12 protein-coding genes are annotated in these 15,635 nt (G+C 54.0%); 3 read left to right on the top strand and 9 right to left on the bottom strand.

What is annotated here, in order from left to right; all coding sequences use genetic code 11:
* Positions 1–50: 50 nt before the first annotated feature.
* On the bottom strand, positions 51–1,451 hold the full coding sequence (uxaC, locus tag ACKPCT_RS22310; RefSeq protein ID WP_319568010.1) for a glucuronate isomerase: 1,401 nt from the start codon (positions 1,449–1,451) through the stop codon (positions 51–53).
* 116 nt (positions 1,452–1,567) lie between these two features.
* On the opposite strand from uxaC, the gene ACKPCT_RS22305 reads away from it, so the two are divergent.
* Positions 1,568–2,269 (top strand): GntR family transcriptional regulator, encoded by a 702-nt coding sequence (locus ACKPCT_RS22305; RefSeq protein WP_090073469.1) that lies wholly within the window; start codon positions 1,568–1,570, stop codon positions 2,267–2,269.
* A 356-nt stretch (positions 2,270–2,625) separates the two neighbouring features.
* Here ACKPCT_RS22305 and ACKPCT_RS22300 read toward each other — a convergent pair whose 3' ends face one another.
* The 6 genes from ACKPCT_RS22300 to ACKPCT_RS22275 all read right to left on the bottom strand — a co-directional run bounded on the left by ACKPCT_RS22300 (position 2,626) and on the right by ACKPCT_RS22275 (position 8,294).
* Positions 2,626–3,405 (bottom strand): LamB/YcsF family protein, encoded by a 780-nt coding sequence (locus ACKPCT_RS22300; protein ID WP_319568009.1) that lies wholly within the window; start codon positions 3,403–3,405, stop codon positions 2,626–2,628.
* Positions 3,406–3,477: 72 nt separating this feature from the next.
* Entirely contained in the window at positions 3,478–4,053 is a 576-nt protein-coding gene (locus ACKPCT_RS22295) for a copper chaperone PCu(A)C (RefSeq protein WP_319568008.1), read from the bottom strand.
* 149 nt (positions 4,054–4,202) lie between these two features.
* A complete protein-coding gene (locus ACKPCT_RS22290; RefSeq protein WP_319568007.1) occupies positions 4,203–5,537 on the bottom strand; it encodes an ABC transporter permease in 1,335 nt (444 codons plus the stop codon).
* Positions 5,530–6,216 (bottom strand): ABC transporter ATP-binding protein, encoded by a 687-nt coding sequence (locus ACKPCT_RS22285; protein ID WP_090073461.1) that lies wholly within the window; start codon positions 6,214–6,216, stop codon positions 5,530–5,532. The genes ACKPCT_RS22290 and ACKPCT_RS22285 overlap by 8 nt, the downstream gene beginning before the upstream one ends.
* Before the next feature lie 4 nt (positions 6,217–6,220).
* On the bottom strand, positions 6,221–6,667 hold the full coding sequence (locus tag ACKPCT_RS22280) for a twin-arginine translocation signal domain-containing protein (RefSeq protein ID WP_090073459.1): 447 nt from the start codon (positions 6,665–6,667) through the stop codon (positions 6,221–6,223).
* A gap of 151 nt (positions 6,668–6,818) precedes the next feature.
* The gene (locus ACKPCT_RS22275; protein ID WP_090073457.1) at positions 6,819–8,294 is read right to left on the bottom strand and encodes an alkaline phosphatase; all 1,476 of its coding nucleotides are present in this window, start codon (positions 8,292–8,294) and stop codon (positions 6,819–6,821) included.
* On the opposite strand from ACKPCT_RS22275, the gene ACKPCT_RS22270 reads away from it, so the two are divergent.
* Both ACKPCT_RS22270 and ACKPCT_RS22265 read left to right on the top strand, forming a co-directional pair.
* Entirely contained in the window at positions 8,293–8,571 is a 279-nt protein-coding gene (locus ACKPCT_RS22270) for a hypothetical protein (RefSeq protein ID WP_319568006.1), read from the top strand. The genes ACKPCT_RS22275 and ACKPCT_RS22270 overlap by 2 nt on opposite strands.
* 163 nt (positions 8,572–8,734) lie before the next feature.
* Positions 8,735–10,795: a methyl-accepting chemotaxis protein gene (locus ACKPCT_RS22265; protein ID WP_319568005.1), complete on the top strand. Its 2,061-nt coding sequence runs from the start codon at positions 8,735–8,737 to the stop codon at positions 10,793–10,795.
* A gap of 125 nt (positions 10,796–10,920) precedes the next feature.
* On the opposite strand, the gene ACKPCT_RS22260 is transcribed toward ACKPCT_RS22265, so the two are convergent.
* Complete coding sequence (locus tag ACKPCT_RS22260; RefSeq protein WP_090073452.1) at positions 10,921–11,925, bottom strand: aldose epimerase family protein; 1,005 nt, start codon at positions 11,923–11,925, stop codon at positions 10,921–10,923.
* Positions 11,926–12,126: 201 nt separating this feature from the next.
* The gene (locus ACKPCT_RS22255) at positions 12,127–15,522 is read right to left on the bottom strand and encodes an acyl-[ACP]--phospholipid O-acyltransferase (protein ID WP_090073450.1); all 3,396 of its coding nucleotides are present in this window, start codon (positions 15,520–15,522) and stop codon (positions 12,127–12,129) included.
* Between the last annotated feature and the right edge of the window lie 113 nt (positions 15,523–15,635).

Genomic DNA, 15,635 nt, shown 5'->3' with positions numbered 1-15,635 from the left:
AGTGGTCAAAGTCTTAAGCATTAGTTTGTTCCTCCATGAAGTAGCTCAATTCAGAGCTGATAGGCTTGCTTCACAAGCCGATAGGTAAGGTCAGCAGCGACCTCAGTAGCCTCGTCCTCACCGAGCCGCCCAGTCGCGACCAGTGTGGCGAGGAATGCACAGTCCACCCGGCGAGCCACATCGTGCCGTGCCGGGATTGAGCAGAATGCTCTTGTGTCATCATTGAAACCGACGGTGTTGTAGAAACCGGCTGTTTCTGTTGTCATCTCCCTAAACCGGCGCATCCCTTCGGGGCTGTCATGGAACCACCATGCAGGCCCGAGGCGAAGAGCCGGATAGACGCCAGCCAAGGGCGCCAACTCACGTGCATAGCTCGTTTCATCAAGCGTGAAGAGAATGATCTTGAGATCCCTCTCCATGCCGACTGCATCAAGCAGAGGCTTGAGCGCATGCACATAATCGGTCCGGGTCGGGATATCGAATCCCTTGTCCAGCCCGAAAGTCTCGAAGACAGGATTGGAATGGTTGCGGTTACTGCCTGGATGTATCTGCAACACCAATCCGTCTTCCAGGCTCATGCGAGCCATTTCGGTCAACATGTGACCACGGAAAGCATCAGCTTCCTCGGCTGAACACTCTCCTTTCAAAGCCTTCTGGAACAAAGCAGCCGCTTCCTCTTGCGGCAGATTTTCCGTGCGGGCGGTCAAATGACCATGGTCAGATGATGTCGCCCCCAAGCCTTTGAAATATGCGCGACGAATGCGATGGGCTTCAAGATAGCCCTCCCAGTTCGTTGCATCGACACCGGCGATTGCGCCGAATTTCTCGATATTCTCTATAAAGCCCTTATAATGCGGATCCACGACAGGATCCGGACGATAAGCGGTTACAACGCGGCCCTTCCAGCCGCTTTCCTTGATCGCGCGATGCCATTTCAGGTCATCCAGCGGCGATTCCGTCGTTGCAAGAGCCTCGATATTGAAGCGCTCATACAGGGCGCGAGGCAGAAACTCCGGTTTTTCAAGGCATTCGGCAATATGATCATAAGCGCGATCGGCATTTTCTTCATTTAGCCATTCGGTCCACCCGAACACATCTTCGAAGGCATGACCAAGCCACATGCGCGATGGTGTCGCACGGAAAAGATAGGCATGTTTGGCAAAAATCCGCCAGATCTTTCGACCATTGGTTTCGGTCCAGCCGCCATCGATGCGCGGCACCCCGACATCCTCAAGCTTCACACCCTGCGAACAAAGCATCCTGAACACATAATGATCAGGGGTGATGAACAATTGGGCTGGGTTTGGAAAACGTTCATTCTTGGCAAACCAGCTCGGGTCCGTATGCCCATGCGGGCTGATGATCGGCAAGGACCGCACACCCTCGTAAAGAGAGCGGGCAATCGAACGGGTTTTATCTTCAATGGGAAAGAGTCTATCTGGATCCAACATGGCGAGCCTCCCTATTGTCGGCTTCAGGGGAAATCTCTAATCTCTGGTCAACTAATATACCAGTTTATCTTGCTTGTAAACTGATATGCCAGTAATATCCGGACACGGAGCACAAAATGACAAAAACAAATATTGACACAGTCCTGTCCCCCTTAAATCGCCTATCAGTCGCCGACTCTGTTTTCGACGAACTGCATAGGCAGATTCTGACTCTCGAACTTCAGCCCGGAGCCAAGATTTCGGAAGCGGATGTAGCCAAGGCTCTCGGCGTTTCCCGCCAACCAGTACGCGATGCCTTTTATCGTCTATCCAAACTCGGCTTTCTGTCCATGCGCCCGCAAGTCGCAACGACAGTTTCGCTGATTTCCAAGAAGTCGGTCCAGCAAGCCCGCTTTATCCGCTGTGCGCTGGAAACCAAAACCGTCATCACGGCATGCGAGAAGCTCTCGCAGGAAGATCTTGAGGCCCTGCGCGATCTTATTGAACAACAAAGGAAAACCGTCGTCGCTCGCGATGCGGAATTGTTCCATGCGCTCGACGATCAGTTCCATAAGGAGATCTGCGACCGCTGCGGCGTGGACTTTGCCTGGCAGCTCATCAAGGATAACAAGGCCCATATGGACCGGGTTCGTTTCCTGTCGCTGACCTTCGCAATTGACACAGCCTTCGCTGCACACAAGCGCATTCTGACCGCCATTGAATCCAATGATCCGGCGGCAGCGTCAAACGAGATAAACAAACATCTGGGCGAGATCTTGCTCATCATGCCGCGCATTCGTGAAGAGCATCCGGATTATTTCGCCACCGACGAAGAATGACGCAATACCCCTACACCTTTTGTAGGACGCAGTTTCCCATAGACTGGCATATCAGTTATCCCGCTTCAAGCTCGCCAAGAGCGTTTCAACCCCGCCCAAAACACCACATACTGTGACAATAAGTCATACTTATTCAACAAACTATCCACCGACGATTACATCGAGCATCAGCATATCGTCGAAAGGCAGACCCGATCCGGCCCTCAATCGACGCCCCATCGCACTTCAGAAAAGGCACGAGATGCGTTAAATGCCATATCCTGGCTGCCTAAATAGGATGCACAAACAAAAAGGCAGGGCCTCCGGCCCTGCCCTATCTTTCCAAACATATCTCACGAGACATTCAGGAAGAGCGATTACCCTGCTTTCACTGTATCAACCATTGGCTTGATGTCGACGCCCGCAGCGGTCAAGGCGGCCCTCACCTTGCTGGCCATGGCCACGGCCTTGGCACTGTCCCCATGCACACAGATTGTGTCTATGGCAACGGGAATGCGCTTGCCACCAACGCTCTCAATCTCTCCGGACGTCACGAAGTCCACCATACGTCTTGCTGCTTCATCGGCATCTTCGATCATCGCCCCGGCCTTCTTGCGGGAGACAAGCATACCGTCATCCTCATAGGCTCGATCGGCAAAAATCTCGCGCGCCACGCAGAGCCCTAGGCTTTCGGCTGCCCTTTCCATGGCACTGCCCGGCAACGCAACATAGATCATCTGCGGATCGACGGCCCTCACGGCCCGCGCCGTTGCCAGCGCGAGATCATAATCCACGGCGGCCATATTATTGAGAGCCCCATGAGCCTTGAAGTGACCAACGCGGATACCAAGCGCGGTGGCCATACCTTGAATGGCGCCAATCTGATAGATCATCTGCTTTTCGATATCTTCGGGTCTATCCCCCTGTATCGGCCGACGGCCAAATCCCCAGAGATCATTAAAACCCGGATGAGCTCCCACGCCGACGCCATTCTCTTTTGCCAGCCGCAAGGTTTCGTGCATCACCAGAGCATCGCCCCCGTGAAATCCGCAAGCTACGTTGGCGGAGCTGACGTTGGACAGCATCGAAGCATCATCACCAATTTCATAAGCCCCGAAGCTTTCTCCCATATCGGAGTTCAGATCAACAACAGCCATATAAGCACCCTCAATTGATTGATTCTGTTCATTAGGGGCAAAATAACCCCGGCGCTTCCAGCCGTCGATGGCTTATTTGTGAATATGGCCAGCATGGCTGTGATGCATGGCATTCTCTGCTTCGACATTCACAGACACATGCATTTCGCCAACATCAAACAGCAAATGCAGCTCGATCACGTCCCCTTTATGCAAATCCTCATCGATCCGGCCAAGACGCAAGGCAAGAGATTTTGGGGCAAGCACCATTGTCTGGCCCGCCTCGATCGGCATTTGAGGAAGAGGCACATAGACATCCTTTCCATCCTGCATGGTGAAGCCGACCAGTTCAACGGACTGCGCATGATCAAATTCGCCGCCCTTGAACAGGATTGTTTGATCGGACTCGTTCTCAAGCGATACGAAAACCAGCGCATCATCCCCTTTGCTGCTGGCCCGCGTCCAGGCGTGCACTGACCGCATACCATGAAGCTCACTCACATGCTCGCTATGCTCCCCTTCCTCGTGATGATGCTCATCATGTCCGGACTTTTCATGATCTTGGTCATGCCCGGCTTGCTGAGCAGAGGCAGGGTTCATACTGACAGGCAGCATCATCATGGGCGCCGAGAAGGCAAGTAAAAGGGCTAGAACAGTTCGCTTTCCCATTGGGTTCTCCATATAGATAGAAGATAGAAACGATATAACGTTACCTTCGCTAGAAAAATAAAAATCCAAACGAACACGCCAGTCCGATTGGCATAGCTTTTCGGCGGCAATCGTGGGGCAAACCACATCATCACCGCTGCAAAACAACCTTATCCGCGCAAATCTGCCACCACAGGTCTTCGCAGCGCCAGAAAAGCCGGGATCATGGCAAGACAAACCGTCAAACTGACAAAGGCAGCCACCAGATGGAATTCCGGCCAGCTCAGGATCACCTCGACAAGAATATTGGTTCTGGCGCTGACAATGCCAGAAATGACACGTGTCGTCGCGAAGCCCAGAAGGATACCCAAAGCAGAGCCAGCCAGAATGAGTACGGCGGCAAAACTCCAGACAATCGAAAACAGAAAGCGGCGTGGCGCACCAATAGCCCGCAGCAATGCCAACCGGCGTGAGAAGAGCTTGGTCAGAATGACGAGCCCGGTCAAAACACCCGCAGTCACGAGAATCTGGGTCACAACTGCCATCACCGACATCACCTCACGCACATTTCCCAAGACGCTATGGAGCTGAGAAAGAACCGCGCCGGGGAAATAGGCCATGCTGTCCTTGTTGGTGAAGGCATTCTTGAGCGCATAATTTGCCCAAAGCTGTTTGGCATGAACCAGAATGGAGGGCGTTCCGGGGAATGTTGCCGGATCAAATGGAGGGCCAAGCGCAGACGGCTCATCCAGCCCGTGGCCGTTGCCAAGGCCATGCACCATCCAGACCGCCTCAACCGGCACCAGAATGGCCTGATCCCACGGACTCCCGGTCTTTTCCATGCGACCGGTCACCACAAATTCTGATCCTTCATGCGCCTCGGCATCGGCGCCATCGCCATGCCCATGCGCCGGGGTAAAGCGATCACCCAGAGACAGCGGCACATTGGCCCCGATCACAGCCTCGGAATAAGTCCCGAACAGAGCGCCCTCTTTAAGCGAACCGCTCAGATGATCAATAAATGTGATTGTCGTGCCCACAACGGGCGCCCCCTTGAAGCTATCGCCAAAAGCAATAGGCGCAGCAAAATCCACCTGCTCGTGTGTCGCAATCCGATGATAAAGCGCGCCATCCAGCAAAGGCATATCGGAGGCTTGCAAATAGACCGTCGCCAACACATTGGTCAATTCACTGCCCGGAGCGGCAACCACCAGATCGAATTTTTCTGCAGCCCGCGCCGTGCCCTTGCGCAAGCCCCGCTCCTGCGCAATGAGCCCGACACCCAGCGCAACGGAAACGGCGATCAGCAACACAAATACGAGATTGGACCAGCGAAATTGCCAGAGCATGGCCTTGACCAGTGCAAAGGGACGCATGCCGCGCACCACCATAAAGCCGACGATAAGGCAGGGAAGAATATAGAGAATGAGCAATGCGCCATCTTGCATATCAGGCGAGAGCAAATCCCACCAAGGCGCGATATAGTCATAACAGAAATCAGTCATTGCGCACCTCCCCGACCATGCGTCCATCTTCTATGTCGATGATCCGGTCCATGCGTTCGTGCAAATGATGATCATGGCTGACGGCGATCAGCGTCTTCTTTTCCTGCCGGACAAGAGCAACCAGATCATCAATCAGCTGATCTGCAACCTTGCGATCAAGGCTCGCGGTTGGCTCATCAGCCAGAATGACAGCCGGATCATGGGCCAGCGCTCTGGCAATAGCGACCCGCTGACGCTCACCGCCAGAAAAGCTGGCAATTGTCCGCTGCGTCAGGTCCTTGACATTGAGTTTCTGAAGCGTGCTCTGCGCCCGCTCCAGAAGTGCAGCATGTCTGGAACCATGCAGATAACCGGTAGCAATGGCTGCATTAGAAACGGCATCGAGTTCTTCAAACAGCAGGAAATCCTGAAACACCATACCAACGCTAGAGCGGCGAAATCGGGCCCGAGCCTCTTCGCCCATGGTGGAAAGCTCGGCGTCTCCCCAGCGCACCTGTCCCTGCGCCACATTGGCCAGCCCGGCCAGTGCATAAAGCATGGTTGACTTGCCTGCTCCGGATGGCCCTCTGATCCCAACGGTCTCTCCGGGATGGACCACCAGTTGCTCAACAGTCAATAGCGTGCGCCCGCGCTCGCCCGAGACCAGCAAATCCTGTACAGACAATTCCAGCGAATTCATGCCCTTATACCCGCCGATATTGCGCGTTTTCCAGCCGCACCATGCTGTAGAAGCCGGTTTCCGGATCGGAATAGCCACCCAAATGAAGCCGCCCGTCGACCACGATGCGCTTGTTGAAAGGAATGACATCAACAATCCGGCGCGCATAGATCGCCAGAATATCGTCGGGCCAGTCCGCTTCGGGCTCACAGAAGGGACATACGGCCATTGGCATTTTCGTCAGAACAAAGAATTTTGATTCCGCCTTCAGGGGCGGAGCCATGAAGCCATTTACAGAAATAACCTGCCCTTCATGCTCCTTTGCAAAATCGGAGAATGACAAATCCTTGTTGTACAGCTCACGCATTTTGATGGATTTTGGGGCCGCTAGCGCAGACGGCATCAGCGACAGCCCCAGCAGGCCACCGCCAGCAACAACTGCGGACCCTTTAAGAAGCGCACGACGATCCAATGTAATATTCCTCTCTTTCAAACGACCTGTTGCAAGCCTCCGCCCAAGCAGGAAGCTTGGCATCTTGCCCCTCCCCGATGAGGGGCCAACAGAGCAAACAAAGAGGGGCAGATGCCCCTCTTCTTTTTTGTATGAAGGTACCAACCGGGCCTTATTCTGCCGTTGCAGCCTGAAGCATGACATGGAAGATTTCATTCTGCTCGATGGTTGAATCGAACAGGTGAGACCATGGGCCGCGACCATAAACAGCAACGTCTTCGCCAGAGTGGGATTCAGAAGACAGCGGGATCAGGGACTGCTGAACATAATCGATGTCCGTTGCCTGTTCCTGCGTAACCTCAGGGCGAGATCCGGAGCCGTCTTCACCCAGAATAGAGCCCGGGCCATTGAGGAAGCCAACAACGGTGTAAGGCTTGCCATCCTTGCCCATCAGCGGTTTATCGGAATGTTTGGTGCCAGCCGGATCGATATCGTAGCACAGGCCCAAAACATCAGACCCACGCCCGCAATAGCCGTTAAAGGCAATCGCATGTTCATGGTCAGCGGTGACAACAATCAGGGTTTCCTGCGGATCCGTCATTTCGACGGCCTTGGCAATCGCTTCAGCAAAGGCAACGCCATCCGTGACCGTACGCGCAGCGTTACCGGCATGGTTGGCATGGTCAACACGACCCGCTTCAATGGTCAGGAAATAGCCATTCTCCGAACCACCCAGAGCCTTGATGCTGGCTTCGGTCATTTCAGCCAGAGAAGGTTCGCCGGTGCGGTCTGCTTCATATTTCATGTGGGAGGATTCAAACAGGCCAAGAACCGGCTTGCTCCAATCGGCAGATGCGAAGGTCTTGTCATCCCAGATATACTGGATGCCTGCAGCTTTGGCTTCTTCAATCAGATTCTTGCCATCTGTGCGCTTGCCGCTTTTGCCCTCGTCACCCTTGGTCTCTTTGGTGATGAAGTTGCGACGACCACCGCCCATTGCAATATCGACAGCGCCGGATTTCATCACGTCGATGAGCTGGACGGCAATATCTTTCTGGCCACAGCCTTCCGGCAGATAGGAATCGGCTTCGAAGTTACGATCCGCAGAGTGCGCATAGGCAGAAGCAGGCGTTGCGTGGGTGAGGCGAGCGGTGGAGATGACACCGATCTGTTTACCCATGGCAGAGAAGGTTTCAACAGCGTTGGTAACCGTTGCGCCTTCAACTGCAGAGCAGTCGCCGCGCGCAAGCGTTTCGTCAACACCAAGCACACCGGCCTTGGTCTTTACGCCGGTATGGAAAGCGGTGCCTGTACCGGCAGAATCAGGGGTTTGGGCATTGGTGTTGTAGGTTTTAACCAGCGCAACATGCGGCAGGGCATCCTGCGGTAGAACATGTTCACTGCCCAGCTTGCCAGCCTGCTGACCGGCATAAAGGCGGGTCGCATAGTTGGAGCCGACACCGTTGCCATCTGCAATCAACAGAATGATGTTTTTGGCTTTATTGGTGATGGGCTGAACGGCCATGCGGGCCTTGATGGATGCCTGCGCATCCTTGAACCACTGATTGTCAGCCTGTTTGAAATCAGCCGCAAATGCGACAGACGATGTAAGCAGCAGGGATGCCGCTACAAGGATTGATTTTTTCATGATGAAAACTCCCGATCAAGGTAATGCCCGCAACCTAGGAGTGCTTGATGACACTTATGTAACAAAAGGAGACGAACTTGAACTAAATCAAAAGAAAAAAGAAAGTGCGGAAAATCCATCCGAAACAGTAGTCATCCAGGCAGGAACAGACCTCTTTTACTCCAAATTCAACAAAATTCATTCCTGGAGCGATATTACAATCAGCCCCTCAGAAAGTTATTTCCAGTTGCAAAATTTATGCTCCACCCTAAAAGGAAAATACTACCAACAACTTTAGTATTATGAATTTTATCCAATACAGAACACAACGAAGACCGATCTATTCTATTCAATTAATGTAATATTATATTTTGAATAATTAAATGAGAGGGAAACCATAAGAGACGGCGGCTCTCATAAAATACAACCAAGAACATAATAATATCTGAGGGACAAGTTAAATGTTTAACCACTTGAAATCATTGAGCGCAAAAATCGTCGCCACTGTTTTTACTCTGGTTGCTTTGACTTTCGTTGCAGATACTATTCTAACACAATCGATAAGCAGCCGTGTTTATGACAAGACGGAGCAACTGACAGACCAGATGCATGCAGTTGTCGACCAGAAAGACACCCAGATCGAGCAATTGCTTAGCGGGCTTCTGGATTCCAAAGAGCACACACAGGCTTTGAGCCACACCCTCGCCAAGAGCGAACTTTCAGCGCAAAACCAACAGAAGCATGCCTATCTGGAAGGTACCAGACAAGGCATATCGCTTTCCGTCGCCTCGCTTGTAAGCAACGCCATGATGGCCGGAGAAGCGTCCCTTGCAGAGGAGCGCATTGAAGCGATGCTGGAAGACAAGCAGATCGCGGCAATCAATCTCTGGCGCACCGACGGCAATCTTGCCTTCAGGGACAATGTGACCATTGAAGCGGTGAATAGCTATGTCGATGCAGATGTGTTTGAGTCCCGAAAACCGGACCCTGCGGTGTCGATTCCCGCAGAGCGCCGGGCAACCTTCGACAAGGCGCTGGAAACGCTCTCCAACAAGGAGAGTTTTGATTCCACTCTAGAGGATGACGACGGCAACGAGATTCCGGTCACCTATTCCTATTTCATCCTCAAAAACAGTGAAGACTGCCAGAGCTGCCATGATGCTGCCATTCCCAACCGAGGCGTCCTAGAGGTCGCGGTCGATAGCAGCGAACTCATCGCCCTGTTTGAAAAGTCCGATGCGCTCATCAAGGAGATGGATGCGCAAGCGGCTGAAGAAAAGACAGCACTCATCAAGGCAAGCGAGAGCGAAAAGGAAAAGGTCGCCCAGCAAACTGTACGCTACACCGCCGAACTCAGCGAATCCAAACAGGCAATCGAGGATACCCGCAAGGAAGCCTCCATGATGAGCATGGGCTCGAAGGTCTTCTTCTTTTTCGTCACGATTCTTCTGCTGATCCTTGCCTTGCGCAAACTGCTGACCACGCCTCTGCGCCGCCTGACCTCAGCAATGCTGCGCCTTGCCCAGAATGATCTCAGCGTAGAGGCAACCGATGCCCACCGCACCGACGAAATTGGCGCCATGAGCAAGGCCATCGGAACGTTCAAGGAAAATGCCATTGAGCGGCAGAAGCTGGAGCGGGAAGCGCAGAATCATATGCACGCTCAGAAAGAACGCCAGCATCAGATCGACGCCCTGTTCCACACATTCCGCACCCGCATTCAGGAGGCCCTGCACACCGTTTCCAACAGCGCCGAGCGCATGCAGCAATCTGCGGCGTCACTCAATCATATATCCTCGGCTACATCAGATCGCGCCCATTCGGTCAATCAGGCCTCAAGCCATTCCTCCGAGAATGTGCAGATGATGGCGGCTGCAAGCACCGAGATGACCTCTTCGATTGAGGAAATCGGGCAGCAGGTAATCCGCACCAACGACTTGGTGATGACCGCCTCTGATGAAGCCGCAGCGACAGACAGGAAAGTCGCAAGCCTCGCCTCAGCTGCCGAAGAGATTGGCGAAGTGGTTTCGCTGATCAAGGATATTTCCGAACAGACCAACCTGCTGGCCCTCAATGCAACCATCGAAGCCGCACGCGCGGGCGAGGCTGGGCGCGGCTTTGCAGTCGTTGCTGCAGAGGTCAAGGAACTGGCCTCCCAAACAGGCAAGGCCACCGAAGACATCGCCAACAGGGTTCAGACGATCCAGTCCTCAACCGGCGATTCTGTCGAGGCCATCCGCTCCATAGCCGCCAAAATGAGCGAGATCAGCCAATATACCACGGCCATCAGCGCCGCCGTGCAGGAGCAGAATGCCTCGACCAACGAGATTTCCCTGAACATCCAGCAGGCCGCTGAAGGAACCAAGGACATCGTGCAGAATATCTCCGAGGTCGCCTCTTCCACCGAAGAGACCAAAAGCTCTGCCGATGAAGTCCAAGCCGCATCAGCCACCGTTGCCAGTGTCGCCACCGACATGCGCGGCATCATTGACGATTTTCTCGAAAAGGTCGCAGCAGCCTAAGCCCTGACGGTCAAATCAGCAGACAAAGAAAAACCGTGCAAGCGATAATCCTGCACGGTTTTCCTGTTTTTCATCTTGCTTAACAGCCCCGAAAATCAGCACGCATCAAAGCGGGGTATCTGCACTCAGCTTTTCTTGAAGATATATTGTGTATGCTGGGAATAGCTCTCGCCCGGCTTCAGAACCGCAGACGGAAAGTCCGGATTATGGATAGCATCTGGCCAGATCTGCGGCTCAAGGCAGAAGCCGCCATGCTTGCCCATGGTGACGCCTTCAAGCCCCGGCATGCCGTCTTTCATATTCACGCCATCATAGGCCTGAACGCCCGGCTCCGTGGTCGTTACATCCATGCTGACACCGGATTTGGGGCTGGAAAGAGTCGCAACCCGACGCAGAGCTCCGCCAGCATCTGCGAGACAATAGTTATTGTCGATCGCGGCAATGCTGGTTGCTCCGCCCACCCGCTTGGTGGTGCGGAAATCAAGGCTTGTGCCTTCCACCGGCAAAAGCTTGCCCGTCGGGATCAGCTCGTCATTGACCTCCAGATACTGCTCGGCATCCACCTGCAGCATATGATCCATGACGGTTGGATCGCCATCAAGATTGAAATAGCTGTGATGAGCCAGATTGCAGAGCGTTGTGGCGTCCGTCGTCGCTGACATGGCCATATCCAGAACGCCCCCTTCCAGAAGGGAATAGACAATCTTGATGGTCAGATTGCCCGGAAAACCCATTTCTCCGTCTGGCAAGGTGGTGGACATATGCACGGCATTCTCTTCCACCTTATCGAAGGTCCAGACCTGAACACCCATACCCTTTTTGCCACCATGCAAGGTATGTTTGCCAAGGAAGTTGGTGTCCAGCTGATAGGTCTTGCCGTCCAGTTCCAGATGCCCATCGCGAATGCGGTTACCCACGCGACCGGCTGTTGCACCGAAATGCGACCCATAGGCGAGATAATCTTCCAACTTTTCAAAGCCACAGACCAGCGGCTTGTCATGCCCATCAAGACGCAGATCCTGAATGACCGTTCCATAAGACAGGATCTTGGCGGTCAGACCACCACCATGAATAGTCGCACGCTGCACCGGCGTACCATCCGGCATGACACCAAATTGTTCAACAGACATAAGTGAGTTCCTCTAACCAGTAAAAACGGCGCAACAACTGTTGGCAAGCACCAGACAGCGCGCCTTTTGAAAATTTAGCGAAAGCCTATCAGACTTCGCGTTTGGAAAATTGCGTCAGAGCAAAGACCGGTAAAATTGCATCCCGCATCCCCACCACTTTAAGCCGCCATATCAATCAAGATGACGCAAGCCCTCTCCGGGCTAGTGACATTTCACCCCTTTGATCTCTTCCACTCGCCTTTGCACCGAAGCCAGATCGACCTTGCCGGTTGCCAGAACCGGCACCTCATCAATAATCAGCTCGGCTGGTACCAAAATGTCTGCCGCCCCATTGGCCTTCGCATGACGGGAGAATTCAAACAGATCTGCATCAGGTTTATTGGTCACCAGAATGATCTTTTCGCCCTTCTTGGCATCGGGCAAGCGCGCCGCCGCCGACAGATAGTCCGGCCAGAGGTCAAAGGCCAACACTTCAACAGCGGCCAGCGACACCTTCTCTCCGGCAATATCGGCAAAGCGTTTGGCCCGCCCGATAATCTTGATATAGCCCTCTTCATCGATGGTGACGATATCGCCGGTATCATGCCATCCATCCGGCGGCGGGATCACCTCTCCGGGTTTATCGGCACTCAAATAACCAACCATGACATTGTCACCCTTGATGAGCAGCCTCCCGCCTTCCTTAAGGCCCGGCACCGGACTGAGCTTGGTCTGAATGCCGGGCAATGCCTTGCCCACGGTACCGACCTTGTTGAAAATCGGCGTATTGACGGCAATCACCGGCGCGGTTTCTGTCACACCATAGCCTTCCAGCAGCCGCACACCAAAGCGCTGCATGAACAGCTCCCGCGTTGGCGCCTTGACCGCTTCTGCGCCTGAAATGCAATAGCGTACGCTGCGGAAGTCAAACGGATGAGCGGTGCGTGCATAGCCATTAAGGAACGTATCCGTGCCGAAGAACAACGTCGCATTGGTGCCATAAACCAACTCGGGAATGATCCGATAATGCAGCGGCGAGGGATAGAGATAAACTGGTATCGCATGAATGAGCGGCAAAATCGTACCGACCGTCAAGCCAAAGCAATGGAACATCGGCAACACGTTAAAGGCCACATCTCCCATATTGAAGTCGATGGCAGCGGCCGCTTGCGCAATATTGGCCAAGAGATTCCGATGGGTCAGAATAACGCCCTTGGGCAAGCCTTCCGAGCCGGAAGTAAACAGAATGAAGGCCGGATCATCGGCCTTGCGCGCAACCAGAGGCTTGGAACGATGCAGCAGGCCTGCCAATTTATCCTTGGTGCCCGTCTTGTCCTTGAGATCATCCACCCAGACAATCTCTACATGCTCACCCAACTTGGCGATCATGTCCTCCATCTTGCCCTGCTCGACAAATGTGCGTGATGTGAGCACAGATTTGAGCTGAGCCGTTTGACAAGACGAGATCATGTTGGCAACGCCCGTCGAGAAATTGAGCATCGCAGGAATCTTGCCTGCCGACATCAGACCAAGGATCACAGCCGCCGTTCCCGTTGCGTTGGGCAGCAGCACCCCAACCCTTTCCTCATCTGCAAAATCGCGCTGGAAATGGGTTCCCAACACGCGAGCAGCCGTCAAAAGGCGCCCATAAGTCATCTGGCCCGCAAACGGATCTTCCAGCGTCACACGCCGCATCCCCACGCCGTGTGCCACCTTGATGACATTTTCAAGCACCGTCATATCCACGTCGGTGGTGCGCAACACAAGTTCAGACATCACCCGCTGCAGCGAAGCACCCGCCGCCATGCGACGTCTGCGCCCCTTGAAACTGGGTGGCACCTGCAGCTTTACCGGTTCAAGGATCGTCACCTTAACCTTGGGGAAGAATTGGCGACGCACATTGCCCGGCTCGATGGCTGTTGAATAGCTGCGCTCCAACCCTTCAATGCGAATAGGCACAACCTTGGAGCCCGTCATCTCTGCGGCCATGGCAGCCACGTCATAAACCTTCATCAAGCCGCCGGTCGCCGAAACGCGCCCTTCAGGAAAGATCACAAGGGAATTGCCACTCTGCAAGGCATCAACCACGGCTTCTGTCGCAACGGGCTGGGAAGGTTCCAGCACAAGATATTTGAAGAAGCGCATGAAGGGATGCATCCACCAGGTCTTTGCCGTTTTTGCATCGATGGCAAAGATCGGCTCTTCCTCGGTGATGGCCATGGCCAGCGGTCCATCCAGAAAGCTCACATGATTGAAGGCAAGAATAGGCGACTTGCCTGCTTTCTCCAGATTTTCGCGCCCCTCCACTTCAAGACGCGAGAATGTGCGAAACAGGATATTGACCAGATCCCACAAGGGGTTGGTCGGCATGTAGCGCACCATCAGCCACGCGACAACGATATTGGCAACGGCCAGAGTGGTAAAGACATGCGACGCGCTAAGCCCCACCGCCTGAAACGCAGCAACAGCAGCACCAGAAAAGACAATGAAACCGGCATTGAGAATATTGGCTCCAGCCACGACCCGCGCCCTATGATCGCGCCGCGCCCAGCTTTGCAAGGCAGTGAAGCTTGGCACCACAAGCAAAGCACCGGAAACCGCAAGCCCGCCTAGATCGATCGCCACGCGGATGGCTGCGGTATGGGTAAAGAAATCGAGCACGCTATCGGCAACAAGGGGTTCGCTGATCTGCGAAAGATTCCACGCCAGCTGCATACAGAAAAAAGCCAGCAGCGCCGCACCAAATGGCGCTGGCAGTAGAACCACGCGCCCGGCACAAAGCCAGGCGGCAATGGCCGACCCGATGGCGACAGATACAGCAAAGACCACCGAATAGATGGTCACCACCAGCGGGCTACCGCCCATGACCTGATCAACGAAACTGGGAACAAGAGCGGTCAGCACAGCGCCCATCATCCAGAACCACGAGATGAATAACGCGGTCGTCCAGAGCCGCTTGTCTTCATGCAATTCCCTGACAAGACGCACCGTGGAGCCCAGAATATTGGCGGACACATGCAAATCGGGGTTGCTGAAGCCCGTCTTTGGAATATGTCGGCTGATCAGCCAGCAGACGAGCGCCAGGATCAGCATCACCGGCGCAAAAACCCTGGAGTCGAGCCCGTCATCGGCCACGAAACCGGCCGCAATAGTGCCCCCTAATATAGCAATAAAGGTTGCCCCTTCCACCCATGCGTTCGCTCCGGGCAAATCCCGCCGTCCCATCAGATCAGGCAAGATGCCATATTTGATGGGCCCGAACAGGGCCGAAATCACCCCGAAAAGAAACAGCGCCAGCATGGACACGGGCACCGAGGCCATGATGATCCCGGCAACGGCCACAAAGGCAGCACCAATCTCGAACAGCTTCAGCCGCTCGGCAAGCCACCCCTTGTCATATTTATCTGCCAGCTCCCCTCCAAGCGCTGACAAGATCAGGAAAGGCAGCATGAAAATGGCACTCGCCAGCGTAATCAGAGAAGCGGCTTCGTCCCCCTGCAACTGCACAAGAATAAGAAAGACAAGGGAATAGCGCAGAAAGTTGTCATTGAACGCAGAGAGAAATTGCGTCCAGAACAGAGGCGCAAACCGTTTCGATATCATCAGATGGCGACGCATACAGGCGAGCTTTCTTTTATATTTTTGCCAAGCGAACAAATTGTCATCAGGGCCTGTTTCCACCAACAGGCTTTAAAGACAATCAGGATGAAAAGGGTAGCCCAAACTTTAGG

The sequence above is a fragment of the Cohaesibacter marisflavi genome (genome assembly GCF_963665895.2).
Lineage (GTDB): Bacteria > Pseudomonadota > Alphaproteobacteria > Rhizobiales > Cohaesibacteraceae > Cohaesibacter > Cohaesibacter marisflavi.
Note: the sequence above shows the minus strand (reverse complement) of the source record. Positions and strands in the feature narration are given on the sequence as shown.